Raw genomic sequence first — 25762 nt, forward strand, 5'->3', positions numbered from 1 at the left:
ATGTGCGGCCGCGGTCTAACCGCGCGCGACGCCGAAGCCCGCTTCGGCCAGCAACCTGTCCGAGGCGGTTTCAACCTCGTCATGCAGGCGCGACATGAAGGCGCCCTGGTCGAGGCCGGGACGGATCGGCGGCAGGAACTCGACCACGCCCAGCCCCGGCTTGCGCATCAAACCCGCCCGCGGCCAGAACAGCCCCACGTTGGTGGCAGCGGGCACGCAGGACTGCCCGGTTTCCCGATAAAGCACGTAGGTCCCGACCTTGTAAGGCTTGATCACCCCGGGGGCGAGACGGGTGCCCTGCGGGTAGATGATCAGCTGCCCCGGCGCCGCGCGCCCCCGCTCGACATCCGCGATCATCCGGCGCACGGCGGCGCCGCGCTTGCCACGGTCGACCGGCACGCAGCCGATGCGCATCGCGAACCAGCCCAGGATCGGCGCCCGGCGCAGCGACGACTTCATGATGAACTTGGGCTTTGGCACGACGGAGACGATCATGATGATATCGAGGAACGACTGGTGCTTGGACCCGATCAGCACCTCGCCCCGCGGGATCTCTCCGCGCACCTCGGTGCGCAGCCCGACCATCCAGCGCGCGCTCCACCGCACGTAACGGCAATAGGTGCGCACCGCGGCATAGGCGGCATCCCGGGTGATGATGGCGGGGATGATGTAGATCACCGCCAGCACCGCCATCGCCAGGTACATCTGCACCACGAAAACCAGCGAACGGATCCATTGCAGGGCCTTTGCCATCACGTCACGTCCTTCAATGCCCGGAACGCCGCACCGCGCGTGGCCCAGAAGGCCACACCGCCGGCAAGAAGAGGGATCGGCAGCGGCGCCAGCCACCCCGCCCCGGCAAAGCCCAGCCCGGTCAGGAATCCGCTGGCCTCTTCGGCCGAGGGCAAGGCCCAGATCGCCGCCATCCCGGCAAGCGTTCCCGCGACCGCCCCGGTCAGCGCACGGATCGTGAAGCGGCGCACGAAGGCGCGGGCGATGTAGGTGTCGCGCGCGCCGACCAGACGCAGCACGCCGATCACCTGCGCATTGGCAGCCAGCGCCGCGTTGGCCGCCAGCGTGATCATCGCCGCCGTGGTCAGCGTGATCAGCGCGATCGACACCCAGCCCAGCGACCGCAGCCGCCCCGCCGCGCGCACCAGCGGACGGCGCCAGCGGGTGTGATCGTCGAAGACCGCGCCCGGAACCTCGGCCCGCAACCGCAGGCGCAGGCCCTCGGCAGCGAAGCCGCGCCGCGCCTCGATCACCTCGATCAGTTGCGGGATAGGCAGGCTGTCGACCGGCAGGTCGGCGCCGAACCACGGTTCCAGCAGCGCGCGCTGCTCGTCGGGGCTGAGCGCCCGCGCTTCGGCGACGCCCGGCGTCTGCGACAGGATGCGCAGCGCCGCCTCGGTCTGCCGCTCCATCTGTTCGGCCGGCGCCGAGATGCGGATCGTCGCGCTTTGCGCCAGCTCCGACGCCCAGCGGTCGGCCAGCCGCCCCGTCGCCAGCGACAGCGCCAGTGCGAAGACCGCAAGGAACGCCATCGCCCCCGCCGTGAAAAGCGTCAGCCAGGCGGTAAAGCCGGTGGGCGGCACCACCCGGTCGGCCCGCGGATCGCCCTTGATCAGCGCCCAGACCAGCCGCCAGAGGCGCTGCGCACGACGCGTCAGGCGGGTCACAGGTCGGCCCCCGCGGCAACCAGGTGGCGGTTGCGGATTCGCAGCACCCGGGCGGCCACCTGCGTCTTGGCCTGCCGGATCAGGTTCAGGTCGTGCGTCGCGATCAGCACCGACTTGCCCAGGCGGTTCAGCTCGGTCAGCAGGGTCAGCAGCCGCAGCGACATCTCCCAGTCCAGGTTGCCCGTGGGCTCGTCGGCCAGGATCACGTCGGGCGACATCACGATGGCCCGCGCCAGCGCCGCCCGCTGCCGTTCGCCGCCCGAAAGCTCGGGCGGAAGTGCGCGGGCCCGCGCCTCGAGACCGACCCAAGCCAAGAGCTCGCCCAGTTCCTCGCGGTGCGCTTCGGGCGGGTGGCCCGCAACCGTCAGCGGCAGGGCGATGTTGTCGAGCACCGGCAGGTGGTCGAGGAACCGGCAATCCTGGTGCACGACGCCGATGCGGCGGCGGATCCGGGCGATGCCGTCGCGGCCGATCTCCTGCGCGGGGCGCCCGAACAGCGTGACCTGACCCGAGGTGGACTTGAGCTCGAGGTAGCAGAGTTTCAGCAGCGTGGTCTTGCCCGCCCCCGAGGGCCCGGTCAGGAAATGAAAGGACCCGGGCGCCAGCGTCAAGGAGATGTCGGACAGAAGCGCGTCGCCGCTGTAGGAATATCCGACACCCCGAAGCTCGATCACACGCGATTACCCCCTGCCGCCCCGCGCCCCCGTCACGCGGCCTTCGTCACGCACCTGCAAACGCGCCCGGCGGGGCCGCGGGCGCGCGACCCTTTTGCCTCAGGTCGGGTGCGGGTTCAATCGTCACCCCCCGCGAATGCTTTGATATTCCCCCATAGCTTGCTACCACTGCAGGATCGACGGAAGAGCGAGGCCGGCGTCCGCCTCCTAGGCCAGGGAAGAGCGGCGCGGGGTGGAACAAGATGACGGGACCGCGATGAGGCTGATCTGCCCGAATTGTAATGCGCAGTACGAAGTTGACGCCGCGCTGATCCCCGAGGACGGGCGCGACGTTCAATGCTCGGACTGCGGGCACACGTGGTTCCAGCCCAAGGACGGCCCGGCGCGTCCCGCCGCCTCTGCCGATGTCAGCGCCGGGGCCGAAGCCTCCAAGTCTCGGCCCGCGCCTGCCTCGGAAACCGGGGCCCCGCCTGCGGAGTGGGGCGACACCTTGCCGGAGACGGGGTCCGGGGCGATGGCGGGACCGGCGTCCGACATGTCGGCAGAGGGTCCGACCGGCGGCCCGTCCGCCACGCGCCGCAAGCGGGACGAGATGGCCCTGTCGATCCTGCGCGAAGAGGCGCAGCGCGAAGCCGCGGCGCGGCGGCGCGAGGCCGGATCGCTGGAAACGCAGGGCGATCTGGGATTGAACGACCTGCCCCTGCGCGATGGCGGCGGCAGCGAGGCCGCCGAAAGCGCACTTGGCCGCGCCCGGGCCAAGGCGGACCGGCTGAACGCGAATCAGACCCCCGACACACCGCGCCAAGACGACGAAGCGCCCCGTCCGGCGGATCCCGATCCGTTCGACCCGGCCGACGAGGCGCCGGGCTTTGGCCCCGCCGCCCCCGTTCCTTCGGCCCCCGTTCCTTCCTCGTCTGTCCCCGCAGCCTCCGTTTCGTCTGCGTCCACGTCAGCGGCATCGCCGGACGCCGGGGATCACGCGGCGCCCGCGCATGACTGGCCGCCCCAGGCGCCCGAAGGCCCCGACGTGCAGGCCGCCGGGCCTGCCGGCGACTTCGCTCCCGCGGATCCGACGCCCTCTGACGCGCCCGGGTCCCACGCCGGGCCCTCTGCCTCGGCGCCGACCGCCGAAACGGACCCGTCGGACCCGCCCGCTCCCTCCCGGCCGGTTCCCGCGCGTCCGACCACACCGCGCCCCGGCGCGGGGGCCGCGGATGGCTCCGCGCTCGACGACGGCGCGCCCCGGCCCCTGCTGCCGGCCGAGGCTCCCGACCGGCACAGCACAGATCCCGAGGCGCCGGAAGAGGCGACCGAGACGGGATCGCGCCGCGACCTGCTGCCGGATATCGAAGAGATCAACTCGACCCTCACGCCCTCGGGCGAACGCCGGCCACAGGCCGACCCCGAGACCGACGTCGCCGGTCGCGAAACCCGCTCGCGCCGCGGGTTCCGGATGGGGTTTTCGCTGATCGTGCTGATCGTGGCAGCGCTGCTGCTGGTCTACACCTACGCGCCGCTGCTGGCCGACCGCTTTCCCGGATGGTCCGAGCCGATCAGCCTTTACGTGACATGGGCCAACGGCATCCGCACCGCCGTCGAGGGCGTGCTCGTCCGTGCGGGCACCTTCCTGACGGCACTGGCCGAGTAGACGGCGGGGCCCGCACCGGCGCACCCGGCGACGCACACCGGTGCCCCCACCGACGCCCGCAGGGCGCGTAGCCTCGGTGGTCATGGGGGCGATGGCCCCGCGAAGGCGCGGGGTCAGAACCGGTCCAGCAGGCGGCGTAGGTAGTCGAGTTCCTCGTCCGGCCGCGACTGGTCGCCGGAGCGGCGACGCAGCTCTTCCAGCAGCTCCTCGGCCCGGCGGTAGACATCTCCGCCCTGCTGGAACTCGCCCTCGGATTCGCTGCCCGATCCGCCCGGCGTGCGGCCCAGCGGATCGCGGCGCTTGCCTTCGGCAGAGCTCTCGCCGTCGGAGCCTCCCTCCTGGCCGGGCTGTTGCTGCTGCTGGTCGCGGGCCAGCGCCTCGCCCAAGTTGCGCATGCCTTCGCGCAGACGCTCCATCGCCTGGCTCTGCTCGTCCAGCGCCCCGGCGTAATCACGGTCGCGCAGCGCCTCTTCGGCCCGGTCCATGGCCTCGCCCGCCTCGTCCAGCGACCGCCGCGCCGCGTCGCCCTCGGGGCTGTCTCCGCCGGGCAGGGACTGCTGCTGCCGGTCGAGTTCGCGGCGCAGCTCCTGCTGCCGCTGGGCAAGGGACTGACCGGGATCTTCGGAGCCGGGGCCGCCGTCTTCGCCGCCGTTTTCGCCGCCCTGCTGCCCCTCGCCCGGCTGACCCGGCTGCCGCCCCGACCGACGCCGCGGCTGGCCGTCGAAGGGTTGGGAGGGCTGGCCATATTGCTCCTGCAGATCGCCGAAGGTGTCGTCGGACAGGCCCTGCTGATCGCGCAGCATGTCCTGCAACCCCTCCATTGCCTGACCGCCCTGACCCTGCTGGCCCTCCCCGCCCTCGCCGCGGGTGACGCGCATGTTCTCCATCATCTGCGCAAGCTGGTCGAGCAGGGCCTGCGCCTCGGCCATCCGGCCCTGCTCCATCAGCTCCTGGATGCGGTCCATCATCTGCTGCAGCTGGTCGCCGGTGATCTTTTGCGTTTCGCCCTGCGCCTGCTGCTGGTCCTCGGCGCCCTCGGACTGTTCGGCCAGCTGGCGAATGTAGTCCTGCGTCGCCTCGCGCAGCTCCTCCATCAGCTCGGCGATCTCTTCCTCGCTGGCGCCGTTGCGCATCGCCTCGGACAGACGCTCCTGCGCGCGGCGCAGACGCTCCAGCGCATCCGACAGCTCGCCGTACTCGATCTCGTTGGCGATGTCCCACAGCGCCGCGGCAATCTCGTCCCGCTGTTCGTCCGACAGATCGCCCTCGTCGATCCCGGCCTCGAGCCGGCGGATCGCGGTCCTGAGCCGGAGGTAGATCGCACGCGAGGCGAACACATCCTCGGGCCGGTACGAGGCTGCGCGCAGCACCTGCGCGACCCGCGGCGCGTTGGCGCGGTTCCACAGCAGGTCGCGGCGCTGCTCGGCCACGGCGGCGGCCAGCGGCTGGAAGAAGCGGAGGCCGGGCAGATCGCCCTCCAGCGGATCGGTGCGGCCGGTCTGGCCGGTGGCGTCCGAGACCTCGAAGGTGGCGACGACCGGCAGGTTCGCCCAGGGGTGCTGCGAAAAATTCTCGATCACCACCTCCTCGAACTCGGACCGGCTGCCCGAGATCGGCATCGGCAGGTCGACGATGATCGGCTCCTGGTCCTCGGGCGCGACGGCCAGCCCATAGCGGCGGTCGATCGCGTCGAGGTCAAGCTCGACGATGGCGCGGCCCGAGACCACGCCGAAATCGTCGCGCGCGCGGAAGGGCACGCGCACTTCGCCGTCGGCGGCGCGCTCGGGCTCGGCGGTGATCTCGACCTCCGGCGCCGCGTCGGGCAGCAGTGCCAGATCCCAGCCACGTCCGCCGGGGCCGTCGATCTCAAGCCGTCCGGCCTGCGCGATGTCGAAGCTTTGCTGCGGGTCCGCGGCGCTGCCGATGTCGCCGGTGCGGCCCGACACGGTTTCGTCGACGGTCAGCGCGCCCGGATCGCCGTAAAGCCGCAGGGTGACGCGGCTGCCCTCGGGCGCGGTCAGCCGACCGGCGGCCACGTCAGGCAGGTAGATCGAGGGCTTGCCGGTATGGGCGGGCGGCTCGATCCAGCCTTCCCATGCGGGGCCCGCCGCCACCGCCGCGCCACCGCCGCCGGGGGCCATGCCGCCGACGCTCGCCACCCGCCAGACCGACCCGAACAGCAGCGCCATGACAAAGGCCAGAAGCGCCACGTAGCGCAGTGCGAAGGGATCGCGGTCCGCCAGCTGCAGGTCGGGCCGTTGCGCGCGCGCCGCGTCCAGCCGGTCGGTCATGCGCAGAAGATGGGCCTGCCACACCGCCTGCGAGGCGGCATCGCCCGCGCCCACCGCCTGACTGTCGCCGATGGCCGAGATCGGGCGCCCGGGAAGGCTGCGGTCCAGCCGGTCCAGCGCCTCGGCCCGTGTGGGCCAGCGGAACCGCCACAGGCCAAAGCCTGCAAGCGCGACACCGCCCAGCACCGCCACGACGCCCACGGCCCAGACCGCTTCGAGCGGGGCGTGATCCTGCGCACCGGTCATCAGGAGGGCGAGCACCACCAGCAAAAGGGTCCAGAGCGGCCAGAACGCGCGCGCCGCACGCTCGGCCAAGAGGCCAGCGCGGGTCAGCGCCAGGGGTCTGGCGAGACGCCGCCGTGCGGCATCCGGAAGACTGTCGGTTTCGGTCATGACCCCCGGCCCGGGTCGGCCCGATGCGGCGGAGTCCGCGTTAGAGCCACTCGGGAACCGTATCGCGGTTTATGATCTCGTCAAAGTCCGGCCGCCTGCGGATGACGGCGAAGTGATCGCCAGACACCATGACCTCGGGGATCAGGGGGCGGGTATTGTACTCCGACGACATCACCGCGCCGTAGGCCCCGGCCGAACGGAAGCCCACGAGATCGCCTTCGCCCACCGGCGGCATCGGTCGCGCGCGGGCGAAGGTGTCGCTGCTCTCGCAGACCGGGCCCACCACGTCGTGCGGCGTCATCTCGACCCCCGGCGCGGGCTCGACCACCGGCACCAGGTCGTGCCAGGCGCCGTACATCGCGGGTCGGATCAGGTCGTTCATCGCCGCGTCGAGGATCAGGAACCGGCGACCTTCGCCCTCTTTCACCCAGATCACCGACGCCACCAGCAGGCCGGCATTCCCGGCGACCAGCCGGCCGGGCTCGATCTCGATCTCGCAGCCCAGGTGGCCCACGGTGTCGCGCACCACTTGCCCGTAGTCCAGCGGCAGGGGCGGCGCGGCGTTCGAGCGTTCGTAGGGAATGCCCAGACCGCCGCCCAGGTCCAGCCGACGGATCGCGTGACCCTGTGCGCGCAGCGTTTCGACCAGATCCGCAACCAGCGTGTAGGCCGCGCGGTAGGGTTCGAGATCGGTCAGCTGCGAGCCGATATGCACGTCGACGCCCACGACCTCGAGCCCCGGAAGCTGCGCCGCCTCAGCATAGACCTCGGGCGCGCGGGCGATGGGGATGCCGAACTTGTCCTCCTTGCGCCCGGTCGAGATCTTCTCGTGCGTGCGCGCGTCGACGTCGGGGTTGATGCGCACGGCCACGGGCGCACGTGTGCCCATCTCGACGGCGACCTCGCTGAGTGCGCGCATCTCGGGCAAGCTTTCCACGTTGAACTGGCGGATGCCCCCGGCCAGAGCGGCGCGCATCTCGTCCCGGGTCTTGCCGACGCCCGAGAACACGATGCGCTCGCCCGGCACGCCCGCGGCCCGGGCGCGCGCGTATTCGCCGCCCGACACCACGTCCATGCCGGCGCCCAGCCGCCCCAGCAGCGTCAGCACCGCCTGGTTCGAGTTCGCCTTGACCGAGTAGCAGATCAGGTGGTCCATCCCAGCCAGCGCCTCTTCGAAGAGGTGGAAGTGGCGGGTCAGCGTCGCGGCCGAGTAGCAGTAGAACGGCGTGCCCACGGCGCGCGCGATCTCGTCGATCGACACGTCCTCGGCGTGAAGCTGGCCGTTGCGGTAAAGAAAATGATCCATCGGTACGCCCCCTGCTGCGGGCAGCGTCATACCCCGAGCCCTCGCGCGGGACAATGGCGGGCCACCGCGGGAGATGCGGCAGGGATCCCGGGGGAACGCGGTTCAGCTTTCGCAGCCGGCATGCCGCGACCGCGTCAGGATCGGGGTGAGGACCGCGGCAGCCGGGGGGCAGCCGGGGGGCAGCAGGCCGAGGCGGGACCGAGGCCCCCTCCGTCAGAAGCTGCCGGCGATTCCGACCGAGGCGGTGCCGCTGACCGAAACGCCGCTGCGCGGCACCGGGTCGCCCACGGGCTCGGGCGCGCCGGGCGCACCGCAGCCCGCAACCATCGCCGTCAGCGCGGCCAGCATCATCGCCCGGATACGGGCGGTCGTCGCATCGCTCATGGTCTGTATCCCAAGGAAAGCCCCTGCCCCAGCGCCACGCCAAGCCGCGGCGACACGTCGACCTGCCCGTCGCGCGCCCGCAGCCGCGCATCGGCCGACACGTCGCCGCAGGCGGACAGAAGCGTCAGGCCGCAGACGAGGCCGCAGAGAAGCGGAGCGAGAGAGCGGGATCGGCGGGTCATCGTCGTCTCCTTGGGGCGTGGGGATCGGAGAGATCAGGCCGCATCGTCCACCGTTGCAGGACCGCAGTCAAGCTACGCTCCGCGTACCCGGCACTGCGCCGCCGCCCCGCGCGCGGGCCTGCCCGAACGGGGGCCCGCGACGCTGACGAGGGGGTCGGTCAAAGCCCCAGGACGTCGCTCATGTCGTATTCGCCGGGCTTCTGATCCATCGCCCAGAGCGCGGCGCGCAGCGCCCCGCGGGCAAAGAGCGACCGGTCCGAGGCATCGTGGCTCAGCGTGATACGTTCGCCGTCGCCCGCAAAGATCACCTGGTGCGAGCCGATGATGTCGCCGCCGCGCACCGCGGCAAAGCCGATGTGCCCAGGCTCGCGCGCGCCGGTCAGCCCGTCGCGTCCGCGGTCAGACATCGCCGACAGGCTGATGCCACGCCCCTCGGCCGCGGCTTCGCCCAGCATCAGCGCGGTGCCCGACGGCGCATCGACCTTGTGGCGGTGGTGCGCCTCGACGATCTCGATGTCGTAGCTGTCGTCGAGCGAGGCCGCGACCTGCCGGACCACGCCCAGTAGCATGTTCAGCCCAAGGCTCATGTTCCCCGCCCGCATGATCGCCGCATGCCGGGCCGCGGCCGAGATCGCCGCCAGGTCCGTGTCCGAAAGGCCGGTGGTGCCGATGATATGCGCCAGCCGTGCCTGCGCGGCATAGCCTGCGTATTCCACTGTGGCCGCGGGCGCGGTGAAGTCGATCACCGCCCGGGCGCGGGCGAAGCTTTCCAGCGGATCGCTTTCCACCGTGACGCCAAGCCCCGCGCCGCCCATCGCCTCGCCCACGTCGCGACCGACCCAAGGGTGATCCGGACGCTCGATCGCGCCGGTCAGATGGACCCGTTCGCTTTCGGCGACCATGCGCACCAGCATCTGGCCCATCCGGCCCGACACCCCCGTCACCACGACACCCGGCAGATCGCTCATGCTCCGTCACTCCTTGCTGCGCGTTGCCCCCTCCTCTACCCGCCGCGCGGGGGAGTGGCAAAGGCCCCCGCAGCCCGCTCGCGTCGCCTGCGCGCCCCGTCCGGGTTCCCGACCGACTGCAGGGCCGGCTGCAGGATCGGCGCGTCGCAACGCCGCGGCGCCCGCCAAAGCCTGTCAAAGCACAGCAAAGCCCGTTGCGCAGAGCGCCGCGCGGGCTTAGATCACCGGTATGGCCAAAGCACGACATTCTGACCGATCCGGCCCCTCGCAGCGGCAGCTGCGGGTCGCCGAACTGATCCGCCGCACGTTGTCGGACGTGCTGTTGAGGGGCGAGGTTCACGACCCCGACCTCAACCGCATGTCGATCACGGTGGGCGAGGTCCGCACCTCGCCCGACCTGCGCGTGGCGACGGCCTATGTCCTGCCTCTGGGCGGCAACGAACCGCAGGCCGCGCTGGATGCGCTGCGGCGCAACCGGTCCGAGCTGCGCCGCGCGCTTTCAAAGGAGCTGACGCTCAAGTTCTCGCCCGAGCTGCGGTTCGTGATCGACGACACCTTCGACCGCATGGACGAAACCCGCGAGCTGTTTGCACGGGACGAGGTTCGCCGCGACCTCGACGATACGTGACGCGGATCTTCGCGCTGGCCCTGGCCGCGCTGGGCTGGACGGCCACGCCCGACCCGGGCCGCGCCGCGGCCTGCGAAAAGATCGACTTCGACGGCGCGCCCTTCACCTACTGCGTCGTCGACCTTGATCGCGAAGAGCTGCGGCTGTGGCTCCGCGACGGAGAGGGCAAGCCCTTCGGCAGTTTCCGCAACCTCGATGCCGCGCTGGCCGCGCAGGGCGCCGCGCTGGGCGTGGCGATGAACGCCGGCATGTATCACCCCGACCGCGCGCCGGTAGGCCTTTATATCGAGGACGGGGTCGAGGAGATGCGCATCGTCACCTCGGAAGGGCCCGGCAATTTCGGGCTGCTGCCGAATGGGGTGTTCTGCCTTGCGGGCGACCGTGCCCGTGTGATCGAAAGCCGCAGCTTCGCCGAGACGCCGCCCGCCTGCGACTATGCCACGCAGTCCGGCCCGATGCTGGTGATCGACGGCGCGCTGCACCCCCGGTTCCTGCCCGACAGCGACAGCCGCTATGTCCGCAACGGGATCGGCGTGCGCGCGGACGGGCGCGAGGTCGTGATGGCGATCTCGGACCGCGCGGTAAATTTCCACCATTTCGCCCGGCTTTTCCGCGACCGGCTGGACGTGCCCGATGCGCTTTACTTCGACGGCAACGTGTCGCGCCTGCACGCGCCGGGACTTGGGCGAATCGACGGCGGGTTTCCCATGGGGCCGATCATCGGCACGGTCGTCCCCGCCGGTGACGACGCGGGCCCGGCCAAGCCCTGACGCCGCGGGACGTCTTCGCCCCCCGGACCCGGGCGCGCGGGGGCGCTGATCAGATCAGGACGCCGCCATCCATATCGTCGCCGGTTTCGTTCAGCAGGCGGTCGAAGTCGGGGATCTGCACGGTGCGCTTGCCCTCCAGCACGATCACGCCGTCGCGACGCAGGGCCGAAATCTGCCGGCTGACCGTCTCGATCGTCAGGCCGAGGTAGTCGGCCATCGATTCGCGGGTCAGGGGCAGCTCCATCCGCGTGACCGACCGGCCGGGATCGAGGTTCAGCAGCGCCTCGCGCCGGGCGATGATGGCCAGAAGGCTCGCGATCTTTTCGCGCGCCGTCTTGCGGCCGAGGACCAGCATCCATTCCCGCGCCGCGTCCAGTTCGTCGAGCGTCATCTCCAGAAGCCGCTGCGCCACGTGCGGCGTGCTCCGGATCATCTCCTCGAACGGTTTGCGCCGGAAGCAGCACAGGGTGACGTTCGACACCGCGGTCACGTCGTAGGACGCCGTGCTGCGCCCCGGCCGACCCAGGAAATCGGACGGCAGCAAAAGCCCAACCATCTGGGTGCGGCCGTCCTCCATCGTCTGGCTGAGCGTCGCGACCCCCGATACAACCGACGCGACAAAGTCCAGCTTGTCCCCGGCCCAGACAACGGGCTGCCCGGCCTCGTAGGTGCGGTAGTACTTGATCTGCTCGAGATGCTCGAGCTCGTCCGCCTCGCACCGGGCGCACACGGCGCGATGGCGGATCGGGCAGCTCTGGCAATCGCGTGCGTCAAGGTCGATTTCAGGAAGAAGCGCCGGCATGCTTTGATCCAAATCAATGCTGTAGTGTCATGTTTCCCCAATAGCTAATTGCATGACAGAGCAATCGCAACTCAGGCGGCTGGGGCTATTTGACACCCGTGTCCCGCGTTACACAAGCTACCCGACGGCGCCGCATTTCGGCGCCGGGGTCACCGCCGACACGGTCGCGGGCTGGATGCGCGCGATCCCCGAAAACGGAGAGGTGTCGGTCTATGTCCACATACCTTTCTGCCGAAGGTTGTGCTGGTTCTGCGCCTGCCGCACGCAGGGCACGGCCACCGGCAGCCCGATCGAGGGGTATCTGGACAGCCTTCGCGCCGAGCTTCAGCTTCTGCGCCGCAACCTCGCCCCCGGGGTCCGGCTGTCGCGGCTGCATTTCGGCGGAGGCACGCCGACGCTGCTGTCGCCCGAACAGTTCCTGCGCCTGACGCGCGACATCGAGGCGATCACCCCTCGCGCGCCGGGCAGCGAGATCTCGGTCGAGGTCGACCCTAACGAACTGGACGACGCGCGGCTGGACGCCCTGGCCGAGGCGGGCATGACCCGCGCCTCGATCGGCGTGCAGGATTTCGATCCCGAGATTCAGGATTGCATCGGTCGCCGCCAAAGCTGGGAGGTGACGAAGAGCGCCGTCGACGGTCTCCGGGCCCGCGGCATCACCAGCCTGAACGCCGACATCCTCTACGGCCTGCCGCACCAGACGCCCGAGCGCATTGCCGCCAGCGTGCAGAAGCTTCTGTCGCTGTCGCCAGACCGGGTGGCGCTCTTTGGCTATGCCCACGTGCCATGGATGGCGCGGCGACAGTCGCTGATCCCGACCGACGCCCTGCCCGGCCCCGAATCGCGGCTGAAGCTCTACGAGGTTGCACGACAGCTTTTCGTCTGGGACGGCTATGCCGAGATCGGCATCGACCATTTCGCGCGGCCCGACGACGGGCTGGAGATCGCGCGCCGCACCGGCGGGCTGCGCCGCAACTTCCAGGGCTATACCGACGACCGGGTCGACACGCTGATCGGTCTCGGCGCCTCCTCGATCTCGCGCTATCCGCAGGGCTATGCGCAGAACGCGACCTCGACCGGGGCCTATCAGAAGGTGCTGGCGGCCCACATGCTGCCGATCCAGAAGGGCCACGCCCTGTCGGACGAGGATCGGCTGCGCGGCGCCGCGATCGAGGCCTTGATGTGCGACTTCTCCGCCGATGCGGCCACGCTGGCGCAGCGCACCGGGCTGCCGCAGGCGCGGGCCGCGGCGATCCTTGCCACCCTGCCCGAGCTGTGTCCCGAGATCGTCAGCCATGCCCCCGGGCGGGTGTGGCTGGAGCCGGGGATGCGTCCGCTCGTGCGGATCGCGGCGCGCGCGCTCGACGCCTACGCGATGAACCCCTCGGGGCATTCGCTGGCTGTCTGATCTTCGCCCCGGCCACGCGGGCCGGGTCTCCCCCCATCCGCCCTGCGCCAGCGCAATCCGCCCGCGCAGGGGGCGGGTCGGGTGCGCGGAGCGGCAGGGAAAAGCCGGGCATTGCATTCAGGGGCGCGCGGCGGGCACACTTCTCTGCGTGTGCCACCAGGACCGATCTTTCGTGACCGACACCGCCCCGACGCGCCGCCCCTGCGCCCCGTCCACAGAAGTTATCCACACCCCCGGGACAGGGGTGTTTTGCCCAGTGTCCCCCGGGGCTTGTCGCCCGTCCCTCACGTCCCTGCGACCTCTGCAGGCGCCGACAACCGCCGACCGGCGCGCCCGCGGACGCCCGTCCTTCCAAGACGGGCCGCCCGGACGCCGGGCCAGAGCGCGCAATCGCGACCGTCTTTCCAAAGCCACCCGTCACGGCAGAATTGCCGAGCAAAACAGGGTTATCATTCGAAACGTCGCGCTGTGCGGGTGCAGCGCCCTGCGCCACCGCGAGCGTCCGTGCGCACCCGCACCGCTTCACCGCAATGACGCCGCCCGGACGGGCGCCACGCCCGTGCGGGCGCGGGCACATCTGCGGCGCGTCGGCCCTGCCCCGATGCAGGAGCATTGGCCACCGTCCTGCGATGTCCCCAGCCCGCCCACAGTTTTTCGCGACTTCTCCCACAAACTTATCCACAGACTTGTGCAAAGGTCCCCGGCATGAAAAGCGACCTCGCCATCTACTCGCTCGAAACCGGTCAGGTGACGTCGGTCCTGCAAAGCGACCGCCATATCGAGGCCCCGAACTGGTTCCCCAACGACCGGGAGCTTCTGGTCAACGCCGAGGGGCAGCTCTACCGCGTGCCGCTGGAGCAGCCCGAGCTTCGGCCCGTCGACACCGGCGGCATGGCGCGGCTGAACAACGATCACGGGATATGCCCGGGCGGCGATCGCTTCGCCTTTTGCGACAAGACCGAGACCGAGGCCGCCTGCATCTACCTCGCCGCGTTCGAGGGCGGCACGCCCAGGCGGGTGACCGGGAACGTGCCCTCGTGGTTTCATGCGTTTTCCCCCGACGGTGGGCGGATCGCCTATGTCGGGGCGCGCGACAGGCAGATGGATATCTACACCATCTCGACCGCTGGCGGGACCGAGCTGCGCCTGACCGAGGGGTTTGAAACCTGCGACGGCCCCGACTACGCCCCCACCGGCGCCCATATCTGGTTCAACGGGCAAAAGGACGGGCGCATGCAGCTGTGGCGCATCCCCACCACGGGCGGCACGCCCGAGCAGATGACAGACGACGACCGCGTGAACTGGTTCCCCCACCCCTCGCCCGACGGGCGTCACGTGCTCTACCTCTCCTATCCGCCGGGGACGACCGGTCACCCCGGCGGGGTCGAGGTCGAGCTGCGGCTGATGCCCGCCTCCGGCGGCGAGCCCGAGACGCTGCTGCACCTGCACGGCGGCCAGGGCACGCTGAACGTGCCCTGCTGGGCGCCGGATTCCCGGCGCTTTGCCTTCGTCCGGTATCCCCGGCAGGACGGCTCGCTGTGACCGGCGGTGCCCCTTTGGAGAACGCGGCGGCCAACGTGGCGGCGCCCCGCCAGCGGCGTGGCGATTCGGCGCTGTCCGCCCCCGCGCCCGCCCGCCTCGGGCGCGCCGCCCGCAGGCTGTCCGCCGCGCTGGCGACCGGCGCCGCGGTCATTGCCTCTGCAGGGATGGCGGGCGATGGGCCGGACCTGCCGCGCCCTGTCAGCGATGCCGATTTCGCGACGCACGGAGCCGAGGAGATCGCGCTGGGGCAACTTCTGTTCTACGACCCGATCCTGTCGGGCAACCGCAACATTTCCTGCGCGACCTGCCACCATCCCCGTTTCGCAACCTCGGACGGGCTGGCGCTGGGGGTGGGCGAAGGCGGCGTGGGCCTCGGTCCCGACCGGCGCATCGACCCCGCGAACCCGCCCGAGGACCGGATCCCCCGCAATGCGCCCGCGCTCTTCAACCTCGGCGCCCACGAGTTCACCGTGCTGTTCCACGACGGGCGGGTGGAAACCGACGCCAGCCGCCCCTCGGGCCTGCGCACCCCGATGGAGGACGAGATGCTTCTGGGGTTCTCCGGGGTCCTCTCGGCGCAGACTATGTTCCCGGTGCTGAGCGCTGACGAGATGGCCGGGCATTACTCGGAAAACGACGTCTCGCAGGCGGTGCGGCAGGGCATCGTGACGGGCCCCGGCGGCGCATGGGACAGGCTGTCGCGCCGCGTGTCCGCGATCCCCGACTATGCCGACCGCTTTGCCCGCGCCTACCCGGACATCGCCGAGGGGCGGGAGATCGGGTTCACCGACATCTCGAACGCCATCGCGGCCTTCGTGGCGCATGAATGGCGCTCGGACGACAGTCCCTTCGACGCGCATCTGCGGGGCGAGGCTATGCTCGCCGGGCCCGCGTCCCGCGGAATGGAGCTGTTTTACGGGCCCGCCCGCTGCGCCAGCTGCCATGCGGGGCCGTTCCAGACGGACCATCAGTTCCACCCCATGGGCGTGCCGCAGATAGGCCCCGGCAAGGCGCTGAGCTTCGAATCGCACAGCCGCGACGAAGGGCGTTTCCGGGTGACCGGCGATCCGCGGGATCTCTATGCCTTTCGCACCCCGCCCCTGCGCAACGTGACGCGAACCGGGCCGTGGGGGCATGATGGGGCCTTCGCCGACCTCTCGGCCTTTCTGCGCCACCACGCCGATCCCAAAGCCGGGGATGCGGAATATGCCCCCGACGTGACCCTTCCCGCGGGGATCCCGGGCGACGACTTCGCCCCGCTGGCCGACGCCACGGCGCGCGCCGCGGTCCTAGGCGCGGTTCGCACGCCGCCGGTGGGCTTGAGCGACGCGGAGATCGCCGATCTCGTGGCGTTCCTTGCCGCGCTCGAGGATCCGGTGGCCCTGTCGGGGCGGCTGGGGATCCCCGACAGCGTGCCCTCGGGCCTGCCCGTGGACAGGTAGGAGCGCCGATGGTTTCCGGGCGCGCGGGTGCGACAGGTGATCCTGCGGGCCGTCGGGGCGATCCGGCGCGGCCCGGGCCGCCGGCCGTCAGGGCGCCGGGCGGACCATTCCCTTGCCGAGGTCGAGCATCACCGGCGCGTCGGCCTGCACCTCGACCCAGGGACCAATGTCCCACGCGCCGGGGCGGGGTCCGGGGCGCACGGCACGCAGGCGGGCGGTCCGCGCCTCTCCCAGCCCGAAATGCAGCGGCAGCGCCGCGCCCCCGGCATGGCCGCCACCGACGGTCAGTTCGCGCGTCTGGCGCCGCCCGTCCGACGTTTCCAGTTCGACAAAGCTGCCGAGGCCGCCGGTATTGGGCGGCGGCGCCGTCACCGCGACCGACAGCCAGTGCCCGGCCCGGGTCGCGTTCTCCCAAAGCTCCATCGGTGCCCGGCGGTTGACCACGACAAGGTCGAGCCGCCCGTCGCGGTTCAGATCCGCCAGCGCCGCGCCGCGACTGCGGTCGGTGGTGGCAATGCCCGCGCGATCCGCCGCCTCGGCAAAACGCCCGTCGGGGCGCTGCATCAGCAGGTTGTTGGGGTCCTTTGCCGCGTTCGACGGCATCTGGTCCACGTTGCCCTTGGCGATGAACAGGTCGTCGCGCCCGTCATTGTCGATGTCCCCGAACTCGGCATGCCACCCGGTCGAGGGGCGCCCGTCGTCACCGAACCAGGGACGCTGCGCGTAGGTCCCGATCTCGTAGGGCGCGTTGCGGTAGCCGCCGCCGGGCTCGGCCAGTTGCAGAAGCTGGTCGCCCATCGACGTCGTCATCACCTCGGCCCAGCCGTCGCCGTCGAGGTCGCGCGAGGCGATCCCCATGCCCCAAAGCGACACCTGCGGCCAGCCATCTTCGGGCCCTGCCAGGCGCAGCGGCGCCATCTGCCACAACTGCTCGGCCCCGCCGCGGACGTAGTAGTGCCGGTCGTTCGACACGCGCAGCGCCGCCCGACCCTGGCGCCGCCAGTCGGTGAACAGCATAGACAGCGCGCAGAACCCGGGCGACAGATCGTGCGGCGCGGCATAGCGCCCGCCCGCGCCGCGATAGAGATGATTGACGTCGCAGGTGCCGAACGGACCCTCGGGGTCGTCGCGGTCGACGTAGTTGCCGAAGGCCAGCGTCGGCATATCACGCCCGGGCTCGAAAGTGGCGGCAAAGGCGGTGGTCCAGCGATCCGACCCGTCAAAGCCCCACGTCGAACCCGCATCGCGAAAGCGGCAGTCGCCCTGCCCCTGCAACAAGAGGTTCGCGCCGACGCGCAGGACCGCGAGGTCTAGGATCGCGTCGCCGTCGATGTCGAGCGGGTAGAGCCCGGTGACCCCGTCGATCCGCGGAAACTCGCCCGCGCGGAACGCGAGCGGGGCGCCGGGGCTGGCGGTCGCATTGACGAACAGCCGCGCCGGGTTGCTGCCCCCGGCGGCGGCGAGGTCGGGAAAGCCGTCGCCGTTGCAGTCGAAGGCCGCGACACCGCCACCCACGAAATGCTCCCACCCGCCGGCGTAGACATGCGGACCGGGCAGCGCGGCGGACCGGTCGAGAAAGAGCGGCCCGTCATCGCCCGTGGGGGGCGGTTCGGCCGGGGTTTCGGGGGCCGTCCCGGCGCGCGCCCCGGGGGACCCGAGCGCATCCGTCCCGGGCCCGCCGGTCGCGCCGCCCGTGCCGTGGACCAGCGCGGCAAAGACCACGGTGGCGATCAGGGCCGCGCGCCCCGGCCGGGCACGCCGTGGGACATCTACCGGACCGCACCGGGCCGCCATCCTGGTCCCCCCTCGACAGGTGTCGGAGGCGTGACTGGGGGCTGCGCGGCAAGGGAACCGGCCCTGCGCCCGGTCAAGCGGCGTGCGCCCGCGAGACCCCCTCCAGCGCACCACGAGGCGGCGCCAGAGGCGCATCTTGCGTCCCGACCCGCGTGTCATGTTGCCGCCTCGAGCGTCGCGGTCAGCCGGTCCGGCGTCGCCTCGGCCAAGGCCAGCGCGGCGGCGCCGCGGGCCCAGATCAGATCGCCCCAAGCGTGGATCTCGACCCGCGGCACGGGCCGGTCGGCGCGGATCGCGGCACTCTCCAGTTCGGCCATTACCTCGTCGGCATAAAGATAGTCATAGCGCATGCGCTCGCCGCTCAGGATCACCACGTCGGGGTCGAAAAGGTTGATCACGTTTGCGATCCCCACGGCAAGGTAACGCCCTGCCCGACGAAAGATCGACCGGGCCGCCTTGTTCCCCGCCTTGGCCTCGGCATAGAGCTGCTCCAGCAGCACCGCCGGGGCGATCCCGTCCAGCGGGCTCCAGTCCAGCGCGGTCGAGGCTTCGCGCACCAACGCATAGTCGGCGACATAGGCTTCGAGACAGCCGCGCTGGCCGCAGCGGCACAGCGCCCCGTCCAGCTGCACCTTGGTATGGCCCAGCTCGGTGCCGATCCCGCGCGACCCCCGGAACAGACGGTTGTTCAGCACGAGCCCCATGCCGATGCCGTGCTCGATGGTGACGACGGCGAAGTTCGACACCCCGCGTCCATCGCCGAACCACAACTCGGCCAGGGTGACGAGGTTGGCGTCGTTGTCGAGATGCACCGGCAACCCCAGGTGCCGGGCGGCGGCGTCACGCAGGGCGAAGCCCTCGACCGTCATGATCGGCGACCAGTGCACCAGCCCATGCGCGCTGTCGATGAACCCCGGCAGGCCCAGTCCCACCCCCAGCAGCACGGACCGGTCCAGCCCCGCGCGGTCGAGCGCGACGTCGAGCAGCCGCGCGGCTTCGTCCAGCAGGGCGTCCGGCGCGATGCGGTGGTCGGGCGCAGGGATCGAGGCCTCGGCCACCAGCCCGCCCGCAAAATCCAGGATCACCGCGGTGTGGAAGGCATTCGCCATCTTCACCCCCGCGACATAGCCCGCGTCGGGCCGCACAGCCAGCGCCACCGGCGGCCGCCCCCGACCGGTGTCGCCATCGCGGGGGGCCTCGATTTCCTCGACGACGCCGGCGGCGATCAGTTCGGTCGTCGCCGCGGTGACCGAGGCGGGACTGACACCCAAGAGCCGCGCCGCCTCGGCCCGCGACACCCGCCCGTGGGCGCGCACAGCGTCGAAAACCTGCTGGCGCAGGGGCACCGCGTCCGTGGCCGGGCGCATCGGCGTCAGCGGGCCGCAGCCTGTCAGCCGCGCCGTGTCCACCGGTTCCGACACGACATCAATAACTTCGCCAACCATATCAAATAACCCCGGCCAGACCGACAGCGCGCAATATTTCGGCACATCCTGCGGTCTCGGCGCAGATTACGGACCGGAACGGCTTAGGCAAAGCATTTTTTATTTTGACAGCTGAATTAAGTCCCGCCATGGTGGAGCAGTGTTGCAATAGACTGCCGTCAGTAGAAACGGCGGCAGCGCGCATTTGGGAGGAAACCATGCGTCTTACACTTCTGGCAGCCGCTGCGCTGTCCACGGGGCTCGTGTCGGCCGCCGTCGCCCAGGACAGCCTGACGGTCGGCGTCAGCTGGTCGAACTTTCAGGAAGAACGCTGGAAGACCGACGAGGCCGCGATCCAGTCGGCGCTCGAGGAAGCCGGCGCCGAGTACATCTCGACCGACGCGCAGTCGTCCTCGTCGAAGCAGCTGTCTGACATCGAATCGCTGATCGCCCAGGGCGCCGACGCGCTGATCATCCTCGCGCAGGACAGCCAGGCCGTGATCCCCGCCGTGCAGGCCGCCGCCGACGAAGGCATCCCCGTCGTGGGCTACGACCGCCTGATCGAAGATGACCGCGCCTTCTACCTGACCTTCGACAACGTCGAGGTCGGCCGCATGCAGGCCCGCGCCGTCATGGAGGCGCAGCCCACCGGCAACTACGTGATGATCAAGGGCTCGCCCACCGATCCCAACGCCGACTTCCTGCGCGGCGGCCAGCAAGAGGTTCTGCAAGAGGCGATCGACGCGGGCGACATCACCATCGTGGGCGAGGCCTATACCGACCAGTGGCTGCCCGCCAACGCCCAGCGCAACATGGAGCAGATCCTGACCCAGGCCGGGAACGAGGTCGACGCGGTCGTCGCCTCGAACGACGGCACGGCGGGCGGCGCGGTGGCCGCGCTGACGGCGCAGGGCATGGATGGCATCCCCGTCTCGGGGCAGGATGCCGATTTCGCCGCGCTGAACCGCATCGCCAAGGGCACCCAGACCGTCAGCGTCTGGAAGGACAGCCGCGACCTGGGCAAGCGCGCCGCCGAGATCGCCCTGTCAATGGCCGAGGGCACCGAGATGAGCGACCTCGAAGGCGCCGAGGAATGGACCTCGCCGTCGGGCACCACCCTGTGGGCCGAGTTCCTCGAGCCGATCCCGGTGACGCAGGACAACCTCGACGTCGTCGTCGAGGCGGGCTGGATCGAAAAGGACGCGCTGTGCCAGGGCGTGACCGACGGCCCCGCCGCCTGCAACTGATCCCCGCGCGTGTCGCGCCGCCTGCCCCGGGGTTCCGGGCGGGCGGCGTGGCCTGATCCTGACCTGAAATAGGGCGACATGACCGACACCTCCTCTTCCCCCAGCCCGTCCGCGGGCGGGACCGGCTCGGACGCGCGTCCGGGCGCGACCCCGACGAAACGTGGCCTGTTCTCGCAGCTTGAACTCGACGCCCGCCTTCTGGGGATGGTCGGGGCCTTCGTGCTGGTGTGCATTGCCTTCAACGTGGTGACGGGCGGACAATTCCTGACACCGCGCAACATCTTCAACCTGACGATCCAGACCGTCTCCGTCGCCATCATGGCCACAGGGATGGTCTTCGTCATCGTCACCCGCCACATCGACCTGTCGGTGGGCTCGCTTCTGGCGACCTGTTCCGCGGTCATGGCGATGACCCAGACGTTGGTCACGCCGGAATGGCTGGGGCTGGGCCTGAACCACCCGCTGACGGCCCCGATCACGATCGTCGTTGGCATCGCCGCGGGGCTGCTGATCGGCGCCTTCCACGGCTGGCTGGTGGGGTACCTGTCGATCCCGGCCTTCATCGTCACGCTGGGCGGGCTGCTCGTCTGGCGCAACGTGGCCTGGTACCTGACCAATGGCCAGACCATCGGCCCGCTCGATTCGACCTTTCTCAAGCTCGGGGGGATCGGCGGCACGCTGGGCGAAACCTGGAGCTGGATCGTCGGCATCATCGCCGTGCTGGCGACGCTCTTCGCGCTGTGGCAGGCCCGCCGTGCCAAGATCGCACACGACTTCCCCGTGAAACCCGTCTGGGCCGAGGTCCTGATGGGCGTGGTGTTCACGGGCATGATCCTGGCCTTCGTCGCCATCCTCAACGCCTACCAGGTGCCGTCGCGCCGGCTGGAGCGCGCCTTCGAAGCGCAGGGCCTGACCATGCCCGAAGGCTATACCGCCGGCTACGGCATGCCGATCTCGGTCCTCGTGCTGATCGCGGTCGCCGTGGTGATGACGCTGATCGCCCGCCGCACCCGGCTGGGGCGCTACATCTTCGCGACCGGCGGCAACCCCGACGCGGCCGAGCTTTCGGGGATCAACACCCGGCTGCTGACGGTCAAGGTCTTCGCCATCATGGGCGTGCTCTGCGCGCTGGCGGGCATGGTCGCCTCGGCCCGGCTGTCGTTCCATTCCAACGACATCGGCACGCTGGACGAATTGCGCGTCATCGCCGCGGCCGTCATCGGCGGCACCGCCCTGTCGGGCGGGATCGGCACCATCTACGGCGCGATCCTGGGTGCGCTGATCATGCAATCGCTGCAATCGGGGATGGCCATGGTCGGCGTCGATGCGCCGTTGCAGAACATCGTCGTGGGCGCGGTGCTGGTCTTCGCCGTCCTGATCGACATCATCTACCGCAAACGCCTGGGGGCGAAGTGATGGCTGACAATATCGACCGCAGCGGCACCCCGCTTGTCGAGATGCGCGACATCTGCGTGAGCTTCGGCGGCATCCATGCCGTCGACCATGTCAGCGTCGATCTCTACCCGGGCGAGGTCGTGGGCCTGCTGGGCCACAACGGCGCGGGCAAGTCGACGCTGATCAAGGTTCTGTCGGGCGCCTACCAGGCCGATTCCGGCGACATCTACGTCGACGGAGAACGGGCAACGATCGCCAACCCCCGCGACGCGCGGAAATACAACATCGAGACGATCTACCAGACGCTCGCGCTGGCCGATAACCTCGATGCGTCGTCGAACCTGTTCCTGGGGCGCGAGATCACGACGCCGCTCGGCTTCGTCAACGACGCCGCCATGGAGGCCGAGACCCGCAAGATCATGGGGCGCCTCAACCCCAACTTCCGCAAGTTCGCCGACCCCGTCTCGGCCCTCTCGGGCGGGCAGCGGCAGTCGGTCGCCATCGCGCGGGCGGTCTATTTCAATGCCCGCATCCTGATCATGGACGAACCCACCGCGGCGCTCGGACCGCAGGAGACCAAGATGGTCGCCGAACTGATCCAGGAGCTGCGCAAGGACGGCATCGGGATCTTCCTCATCAGCCACGACATCCACGACGTGATGGACCTGTGCGACCGCGTCAGCGTGATGAAGAACGGCGAACTGGTGGGGACGGAACTGGTGGGCGATGTCACCGACGACGACATCCTCGGGATGATCATCCTCGGTAAGAAACCCGCCCGCGCGGCCTGAGGCGATTGCCCGGGACCCGGGCATTTGCCCCCTGCCCCGGCGAAGGCTAGGCAGGGGGCGATGGCCCGGACCGCAGGAGGCGGCGGGCGCAAGCGACAGGACTTCTTATGTATATCGGACTGGACCTAGGCACCTCGGGCCTCAAGGCGTTGCTGATCGACGCGGACCAGCGGGTGCTGGGCGAGACCACGGCGCCGCTGACCGTCACCCGCCCCCACGAAGGCTGGTCGGAGCAGGCGCCCGAGGACTGGATCACCGCGGCCGAAACGGCGATGGAGGCGCTGCGGGCGGCGCATGACCTGTCAGGCGTCCGCGGCATCGGCCTGTCGGGCCACATGCACGGCGCCACGCTTCTGGACGGGGGCGACCAGGTGCTGCGCCCCTGCATCCTGTGGAACGACACCCGCAGCCATGCCGAGGCGGCCGATCTCGACGCCGATCCGCAGTTCCGCGAGATCACCGGCAACATCGTCTTTCCGGGCTTCACCGCCCCGAAACTGGCCTGGGTGCGCAAGCACGAGCCCGAGATCTTCGACCGCGTGGCCAAGGTGCTGCTGCCCAAGGACTACCTGCGGCTTTGGCTGACCGGCGACCACGTGGCCGAGATGTCGGACGCCGCGGGCACCGCGTGGCTCGACACCGGGAAACGCGACTGGTCGGATGCGCTGCTGGCGGCCACGGGCCTGTCCCGGGATCACATGCCCCGGCTGGTCGAAGGGTCCGAAGCCTCGGGCAGCCTGCGCCCCGAACTGGCGCAGCGCTGGGGCATCGACGGCACGCCGGTCGTCGCGGGCGGTGGCGGCGACAACGCGGCCTCGGCCATCGGCGCGGGCGTGGTCGAGGATGGCACCGCCTTTCTTTCGCTCGGCACCTCGGGCGTGCTCTTTGCCGCGAATGACGGCTATCGGCCCGACCCTGCGAGCGCGGTGCATACCTTCTGCCACGCCCTGCCCGGCACCTGGCACCAGATGGGCGTGATCCTTGCCGCCACCGACACGCTGAACTGGTTCGGCCGCTTCACCGGCACCGATCCCGCCACCCTGACGGGCGAGCTGGGGGATCTGCAGGCCCCGGGCCGCACGCTGTTCCTGCCCTACCTGGGCGGCGAGCGCACGCCGCTGAACGACGCCTCCGTACGCGGCGCCTTCGTGGGGCTCGACCACGCGACCGATCGGGCCGCGGCCACCCGCGCGGTGCTGGAAGGCGTGGCCTTTGCCTTCCGCGACTGCCGCGACGCGCTGGCCGCGACGGGCACGACGATTACCGGCGCGCTGGCGCTGGGCGGTGGCACGCGGTCGGACTACTGGCTGGCCTGCATCGCCACCGCGCTCGACACGCCGCTGCACCTGCCGGCGGCGGGCGAATTCGGCGCGGCGCTGGGGGCCGCGCGGCTGGGCCTCATGGCGGCCGAGGGTCGCGGGGCCGAGGTGGCCGCCCCGGCCGAGATCGCGCGCAGCATCGAGCCCGTGGCCGAGTTGCGCGACGCATTCGACGCGGGTCATGCCCGCCACAAGGACGCCTATCAGGCAGTGAAGGACTTCTGAGATGACAAGCTATTTCGAGGGCATTGCCCCCGTCCGTTTCGAGGGGCCCGAGACGGGCCGCGAGCTGGCCTATCGCCACTACGACCCCGACGAGACCGTGATGGGCCGGCGCATGGAGGATCACCTGCGGTTCTCGGTCGCCTGGTGGCACAGCTTTGCCTGGCCCGGCGGCGACCCTTTCGGCGGTCAGACCTTCCAGCGCCCGTGGTTCAAGGACGACATGGGGGCGGCGAAACTCAAGGCCGACGCCGCCTTTGACCTTTTCGCGATCCTGGGCCAGCCGTTCTTCTGCTTCCATGACGTCGATATCCGCCCCGAGGGCGAGAGCTTTGCCGACTGCGAGCGGAACCTTTTCGAGGTCGTCGACTACATCGGCCAGAAGATGGAGGCCGGCGGGCCGCGGCTGCTCTGGGGCACGGCGAACCTCTTTTCGCACCGTCGCTTCATGGCGGGCGCGGCCAGCAACCCCGACCCCGAGGTCTTTGCCTGGTCGGCGGCAACGGTGAAGTCCTGCATGGACGCCACCCACCGCCTGGGCGGCGAGAACTACGTGCTCTGGGGCGGGCGCGAGGGGTACGAGACGCTGCTCAACACCGATCTGGGCCGCGAGGCCGAGCAGATGGGCGCGTTCCTGTCGAAGGTCGTGGACTACAAGCACAAGATCGGCTTCGAAGGCCAGATCCTGCTTGAACCCAAGCCGCAGGAGCCGACCAAGCACCAGTACGACTACGACGTCGCCACGGTCTATGGCTTCCTCCAGCGGTTCGGGTTGGAGAACGAGGTGAAGCTGAACCTCGAACAGGGCCACGCGATCCTGGCCGGGCACAGCTTCGAACACGAGCTTGCGCTTGCCGGGTCGCTCGGGCTTCTGGGGTCGATCGACATGAACCGCAACGACTACCAATCGGGCTGGGACACCGACCAGTTCCCCGACAACCCGCGCGAGGTCGCGCTGGCCTATTACGAGGTTCTGCGCGCGGGGGGCTTCACCCGCGGCGGCACCAATTTCGACGCCAAGCTTCGGCGGCAATCGCTGGACCCGGTCGACCTGGTCGCGGCGCATGTCGGCGCGATGGACATCTGCGCCCGCGGTTTCAAGGCGGCGGCGCGGATGTATGAGGACGGCGTGCTCGAAGAGCTTCGCGCCGACCGCTATGCCGGGTGGGACGCCGAGGCGGCCCGGACCATGCTGTCGACGCAGGCGCTGGACGAGATCCACGCCGCGGTACTGGCGGACGACACCCGACCCGAACCCCGGTCGGGGCGGCAGGAAATCCTGGAAAACCTGGTGTCGCGCTACGTCTGACCCACCTCCCCCCGAACAACCCCGGCACGCCCCGGTCAACGGGCCGTGTCGGCCCTGTTTGGGGGGCCACCCTTTGCGTGGGCCCGGGCGCCCGGTACCCCCATGCTTTTCGAAATCTCTCGCATCCGGCTCCGGGCCATCCGC

General features: G+C 70.4%; 22 protein-coding genes. 11 read left to right on the forward strand and 11 right to left on the reverse strand.

The features are described 5' to 3' along the window. Positions 1–15: 15 nt before the first annotated feature. Genes EKE94_RS15120 through EKE94_RS15130 form a run of 3 tightly spaced genes read right to left on the reverse strand, consistent with a single transcriptional unit; the run spans position 16 to position 2353 of the window. Entirely contained in the window at positions 16–753 is a 738-nt protein-coding gene (locus tag EKE94_RS15120; protein ID WP_127907472.1) for a lysophospholipid acyltransferase family protein, read from the reverse strand. Then, positions 753–1670: a cell division protein FtsX gene (locus tag EKE94_RS15125; protein ID WP_407940925.1), complete on the reverse strand. Its 918-nt coding sequence runs from the start codon at positions 1668–1670 to the stop codon at positions 753–755. The genes EKE94_RS15120 and EKE94_RS15125 overlap by 1 nt, the downstream gene beginning before the upstream one ends. 5 nt (positions 1671–1675) lie before the next feature. Continuing rightward, positions 1676–2353 carry a cell division ATP-binding protein FtsE gene (locus EKE94_RS15130; protein WP_127907473.1) on the reverse strand — a complete coding sequence of 226 codons (678 nt, stop codon included), beginning with the start codon at positions 2351–2353 and terminating at the stop codon, positions 1676–1678. A 232-nt stretch (positions 2354–2585) separates the two neighbouring features. Here EKE94_RS15130 and EKE94_RS15135 point away from each other — a divergent pair, with 232 nt between their 5' ends. Further along, entirely contained in the window at positions 2586–4001 is a 1416-nt protein-coding gene (locus tag EKE94_RS15135; protein ID WP_164870982.1) for a zinc-ribbon domain-containing protein, read from the forward strand. A gap of 113 nt (positions 4002–4114) precedes the next feature. On the opposite strand, the gene EKE94_RS15140 is transcribed toward EKE94_RS15135, so the two are convergent. The 5 genes from EKE94_RS15140 to dapB form a co-directional block, all read right to left on the reverse strand. Further along, positions 4115–6685: a DUF4175 domain-containing protein gene (locus tag EKE94_RS15140; protein WP_127907475.1), complete on the reverse strand. Its 2571-nt coding sequence runs from the start codon at positions 6683–6685 to the stop codon at positions 4115–4117. 40 nt (positions 6686–6725) lie between these two features. Further along, a complete protein-coding gene (lysA, locus tag EKE94_RS15145; RefSeq protein ID WP_127907476.1) occupies positions 6726–7991 on the reverse strand; it encodes a diaminopimelate decarboxylase in 1266 nt (421 codons plus the stop codon). Positions 7992–8204: 213 nt separating this feature from the next. Beyond that, on the reverse strand, positions 8205–8375 hold the full coding sequence (locus EKE94_RS18720) for a hypothetical protein (protein WP_164870983.1): 171 nt from the start codon (positions 8373–8375) through the stop codon (positions 8205–8207). Further along, a complete protein-coding gene (locus EKE94_RS15150; protein WP_127907477.1) occupies positions 8372–8557 on the reverse strand; it encodes a hypothetical protein in 186 nt (61 codons plus the stop codon). The genes EKE94_RS18720 and EKE94_RS15150 overlap by 4 nt, the downstream gene beginning before the upstream one ends. Positions 8558–8715: 158 nt before the next feature. Beyond that, complete coding sequence (gene dapB, locus EKE94_RS15155; RefSeq protein ID WP_127907478.1) at positions 8716–9525, reverse strand: 4-hydroxy-tetrahydrodipicolinate reductase; 810 nt, start codon at positions 9523–9525, stop codon at positions 8716–8718. Positions 9526–9754: 229 nt separating this feature from the next. Here dapB and rbfA point away from each other — a divergent pair, with 229 nt between their 5' ends. Next, positions 9755–10153 (forward strand): 30S ribosome-binding factor RbfA, encoded by a 399-nt coding sequence (gene rbfA / locus EKE94_RS15160; protein WP_127907479.1) that lies wholly within the window; start codon positions 9755–9757, stop codon positions 10151–10153. A 5-nt stretch (positions 10154–10158) separates the two neighbouring features. Further along, positions 10159–10923: a phosphodiester glycosidase family protein gene (locus tag EKE94_RS15165; protein WP_235856063.1), complete on the forward strand. Its 765-nt coding sequence runs from the start codon at positions 10159–10161 to the stop codon at positions 10921–10923. A gap of 49 nt (positions 10924–10972) precedes the next feature. On the opposite strand, the gene fnrL is transcribed toward EKE94_RS15165, so the two are convergent. Beyond that, positions 10973–11725, reverse strand: a complete 753-nt coding sequence (gene fnrL / locus EKE94_RS15170; RefSeq protein ID WP_127907481.1) for a transcriptional regulator FnrL — start codon at positions 11723–11725, stop codon at positions 10973–10975. A 52-nt stretch (positions 11726–11777) separates the two neighbouring features. On the opposite strand from fnrL, the gene hemN reads away from it, so the two are divergent. The 3 genes from hemN to EKE94_RS15185 all read left to right on the forward strand — a co-directional run bounded on the left by hemN (position 11778) and on the right by EKE94_RS15185 (position 16117). Beyond that, positions 11778–13133 carry an oxygen-independent coproporphyrinogen III oxidase gene (gene hemN / locus EKE94_RS15175; RefSeq protein WP_127907482.1) on the forward strand — a complete coding sequence of 452 codons (1356 nt, stop codon included), beginning with the start codon at positions 11778–11780 and terminating at the stop codon, positions 13131–13133. A 705-nt stretch (positions 13134–13838) separates the two neighbouring features. Beyond that, the gene (locus tag EKE94_RS15180; protein WP_127907483.1) at positions 13839–14675 is read left to right on the forward strand and encodes a TolB family protein; all 837 of its coding nucleotides are present in this window, start codon (positions 13839–13841) and stop codon (positions 14673–14675) included. A 164-nt stretch (positions 14676–14839) separates the two neighbouring features. Then, positions 14840–16117 (forward strand): cytochrome-c peroxidase, encoded by a 1278-nt coding sequence (locus EKE94_RS15185; protein WP_127907618.1) that lies wholly within the window; start codon positions 14840–14842, stop codon positions 16115–16117. Positions 16118–16204: 87 nt separating this feature from the next. Here EKE94_RS15185 and EKE94_RS15190 read toward each other — a convergent pair whose 3' ends face one another. Together EKE94_RS15190 and EKE94_RS15195 are read right to left on the reverse strand one after the other, a co-directional pair. Next, a complete protein-coding gene (locus EKE94_RS15190; protein ID WP_127907484.1) occupies positions 16205–17911 on the reverse strand; it encodes an FG-GAP repeat domain-containing protein in 1707 nt (568 codons plus the stop codon). 155 nt (positions 17912–18066) lie between these two features. Further along, positions 18067–19356, reverse strand: coding sequence for an ROK family transcriptional regulator (locus tag EKE94_RS15195; protein WP_127907485.1), 1290 nt, complete (start codon positions 19354–19356; stop codon positions 18067–18069). A gap of 197 nt (positions 19357–19553) precedes the next feature. Here EKE94_RS15195 and xylF point away from each other — a divergent pair, with 197 nt between their 5' ends. From xylF to xylA, 5 genes are all read left to right on the forward strand, one after another. Next, on the forward strand, positions 19554–20582 hold the full coding sequence (xylF, locus tag EKE94_RS15200) for a D-xylose ABC transporter substrate-binding protein (protein WP_127907486.1): 1029 nt from the start codon (positions 19554–19556) through the stop codon (positions 20580–20582). 78 nt (positions 20583–20660) lie between these two features. Beyond that, a complete protein-coding gene (locus EKE94_RS15205; protein ID WP_127907487.1) occupies positions 20661–21998 on the forward strand; it encodes a sugar ABC transporter permease in 1338 nt (445 codons plus the stop codon). Continuing rightward, entirely contained in the window at positions 21998–22768 is a 771-nt protein-coding gene (locus tag EKE94_RS15210; protein WP_127907488.1) for an ATP-binding cassette domain-containing protein, read from the forward strand. Before EKE94_RS15205 ends, EKE94_RS15210 begins: the two co-directional genes overlap by 1 nt. A 107-nt stretch (positions 22769–22875) precedes the next feature. Beyond that, a complete protein-coding gene (gene xylB, locus EKE94_RS15215) occupies positions 22876–24312 on the forward strand; it encodes a xylulokinase (RefSeq protein WP_127907489.1) in 1437 nt (478 codons plus the stop codon). Position 24313: 1 nt separating this feature from the next. After that, positions 24314–25618 (forward strand): xylose isomerase, encoded by a 1305-nt coding sequence (gene xylA, locus EKE94_RS15220; protein WP_127907490.1) that lies wholly within the window; start codon positions 24314–24316, stop codon positions 25616–25618. Positions 25619–25762: the final 144 nt, after the last annotated feature.

It is taken from the genome of Mesobaculum littorinae, assembly GCF_004011175.1.
GTDB lineage: Bacteria > Pseudomonadota > Alphaproteobacteria > Rhodobacterales > Rhodobacteraceae > Tranquillimonas > Tranquillimonas littorinae.

What these genes read in the sequence shown, in the direction of transcription:
- EKE94_RS15120 (WP_127907472.1), bottom strand. Translation starts at nt 753, where the DNA reads ATGGCAAAGGCCCTGCAATGGATCCGTTCGCTGGTTTTCGTGGTGCAG.
- EKE94_RS15140 (WP_127907475.1), bottom strand. Translation starts at nt 6,685, where the DNA reads ATGACCGAAACCGACAGTCTTCCGGATGCCGCACGGCGGCGTCTCGCC.
- lysA (WP_127907476.1), bottom strand. Translation starts at nt 7,991, where the DNA reads ATGGATCATTTTCTTTACCGCAACGGCCAGCTTCACGCCGAGGACGTG.
- EKE94_RS18720 (WP_164870983.1), bottom strand. Translation starts at nt 8,375, where the DNA reads ATGAGCGATGCGACGACCGCCCGTATCCGGGCGATGATGCTGGCCGCG.
- EKE94_RS15150 (WP_127907477.1), bottom strand. Translation starts at nt 8,557, where the DNA reads ATGACCCGCCGATCCCGCTCTCTCGCTCCGCTTCTCTGCGGCCTCGTC.
- dapB (WP_127907478.1), bottom strand. Translation starts at nt 9,525, where the DNA reads ATGAGCGATCTGCCGGGTGTCGTGGTGACGGGGGTGTCGGGCCGGATG.
- rbfA (WP_127907479.1), top strand. Translation starts at nt 9,755, where the DNA reads ATGGCCAAAGCACGACATTCTGACCGATCCGGCCCCTCGCAGCGGCAG.
- fnrL (WP_127907481.1), bottom strand. Translation starts at nt 11,725, where the DNA reads ATGCCGGCGCTTCTTCCTGAAATCGACCTTGACGCACGCGATTGCCAG.
- hemN (WP_127907482.1), top strand. Translation starts at nt 11,778, where the DNA reads ATGACAGAGCAATCGCAACTCAGGCGGCTGGGGCTATTTGACACCCGT.
- EKE94_RS15180 (WP_127907483.1), top strand. Translation starts at nt 13,839, where the DNA reads ATGAAAAGCGACCTCGCCATCTACTCGCTCGAAACCGGTCAGGTGACG.
- EKE94_RS15185 (WP_127907618.1), top strand. Translation starts at nt 14,840, where the DNA reads ATGGCGGGCGATGGGCCGGACCTGCCGCGCCCTGTCAGCGATGCCGAT.
- EKE94_RS15190 (WP_127907484.1), bottom strand. Translation starts at nt 17,911, where the DNA reads ATGGCGGCCCGGTGCGGTCCGGTAGATGTCCCACGGCGTGCCCGGCCG.
- EKE94_RS15195 (WP_127907485.1), bottom strand. Translation starts at nt 19,356, where the DNA reads ATGGTTGGCGAAGTTATTGATGTCGTGTCGGAACCGGTGGACACGGCG.
- xylF (WP_127907486.1), top strand. Translation starts at nt 19,554, where the DNA reads ATGCGTCTTACACTTCTGGCAGCCGCTGCGCTGTCCACGGGGCTCGTG.
- EKE94_RS15205 (WP_127907487.1), top strand. Translation starts at nt 20,661, where the DNA reads ATGACCGACACCTCCTCTTCCCCCAGCCCGTCCGCGGGCGGGACCGGC.
- EKE94_RS15210 (WP_127907488.1), top strand. Translation starts at nt 21,998, where the DNA reads ATGGCTGACAATATCGACCGCAGCGGCACCCCGCTTGTCGAGATGCGC.
- xylB (WP_127907489.1), top strand. Translation starts at nt 22,876, where the DNA reads ATGTATATCGGACTGGACCTAGGCACCTCGGGCCTCAAGGCGTTGCTG.
- xylA (WP_127907490.1), top strand. Translation starts at nt 24,314, where the DNA reads ATGACAAGCTATTTCGAGGGCATTGCCCCCGTCCGTTTCGAGGGGCCC.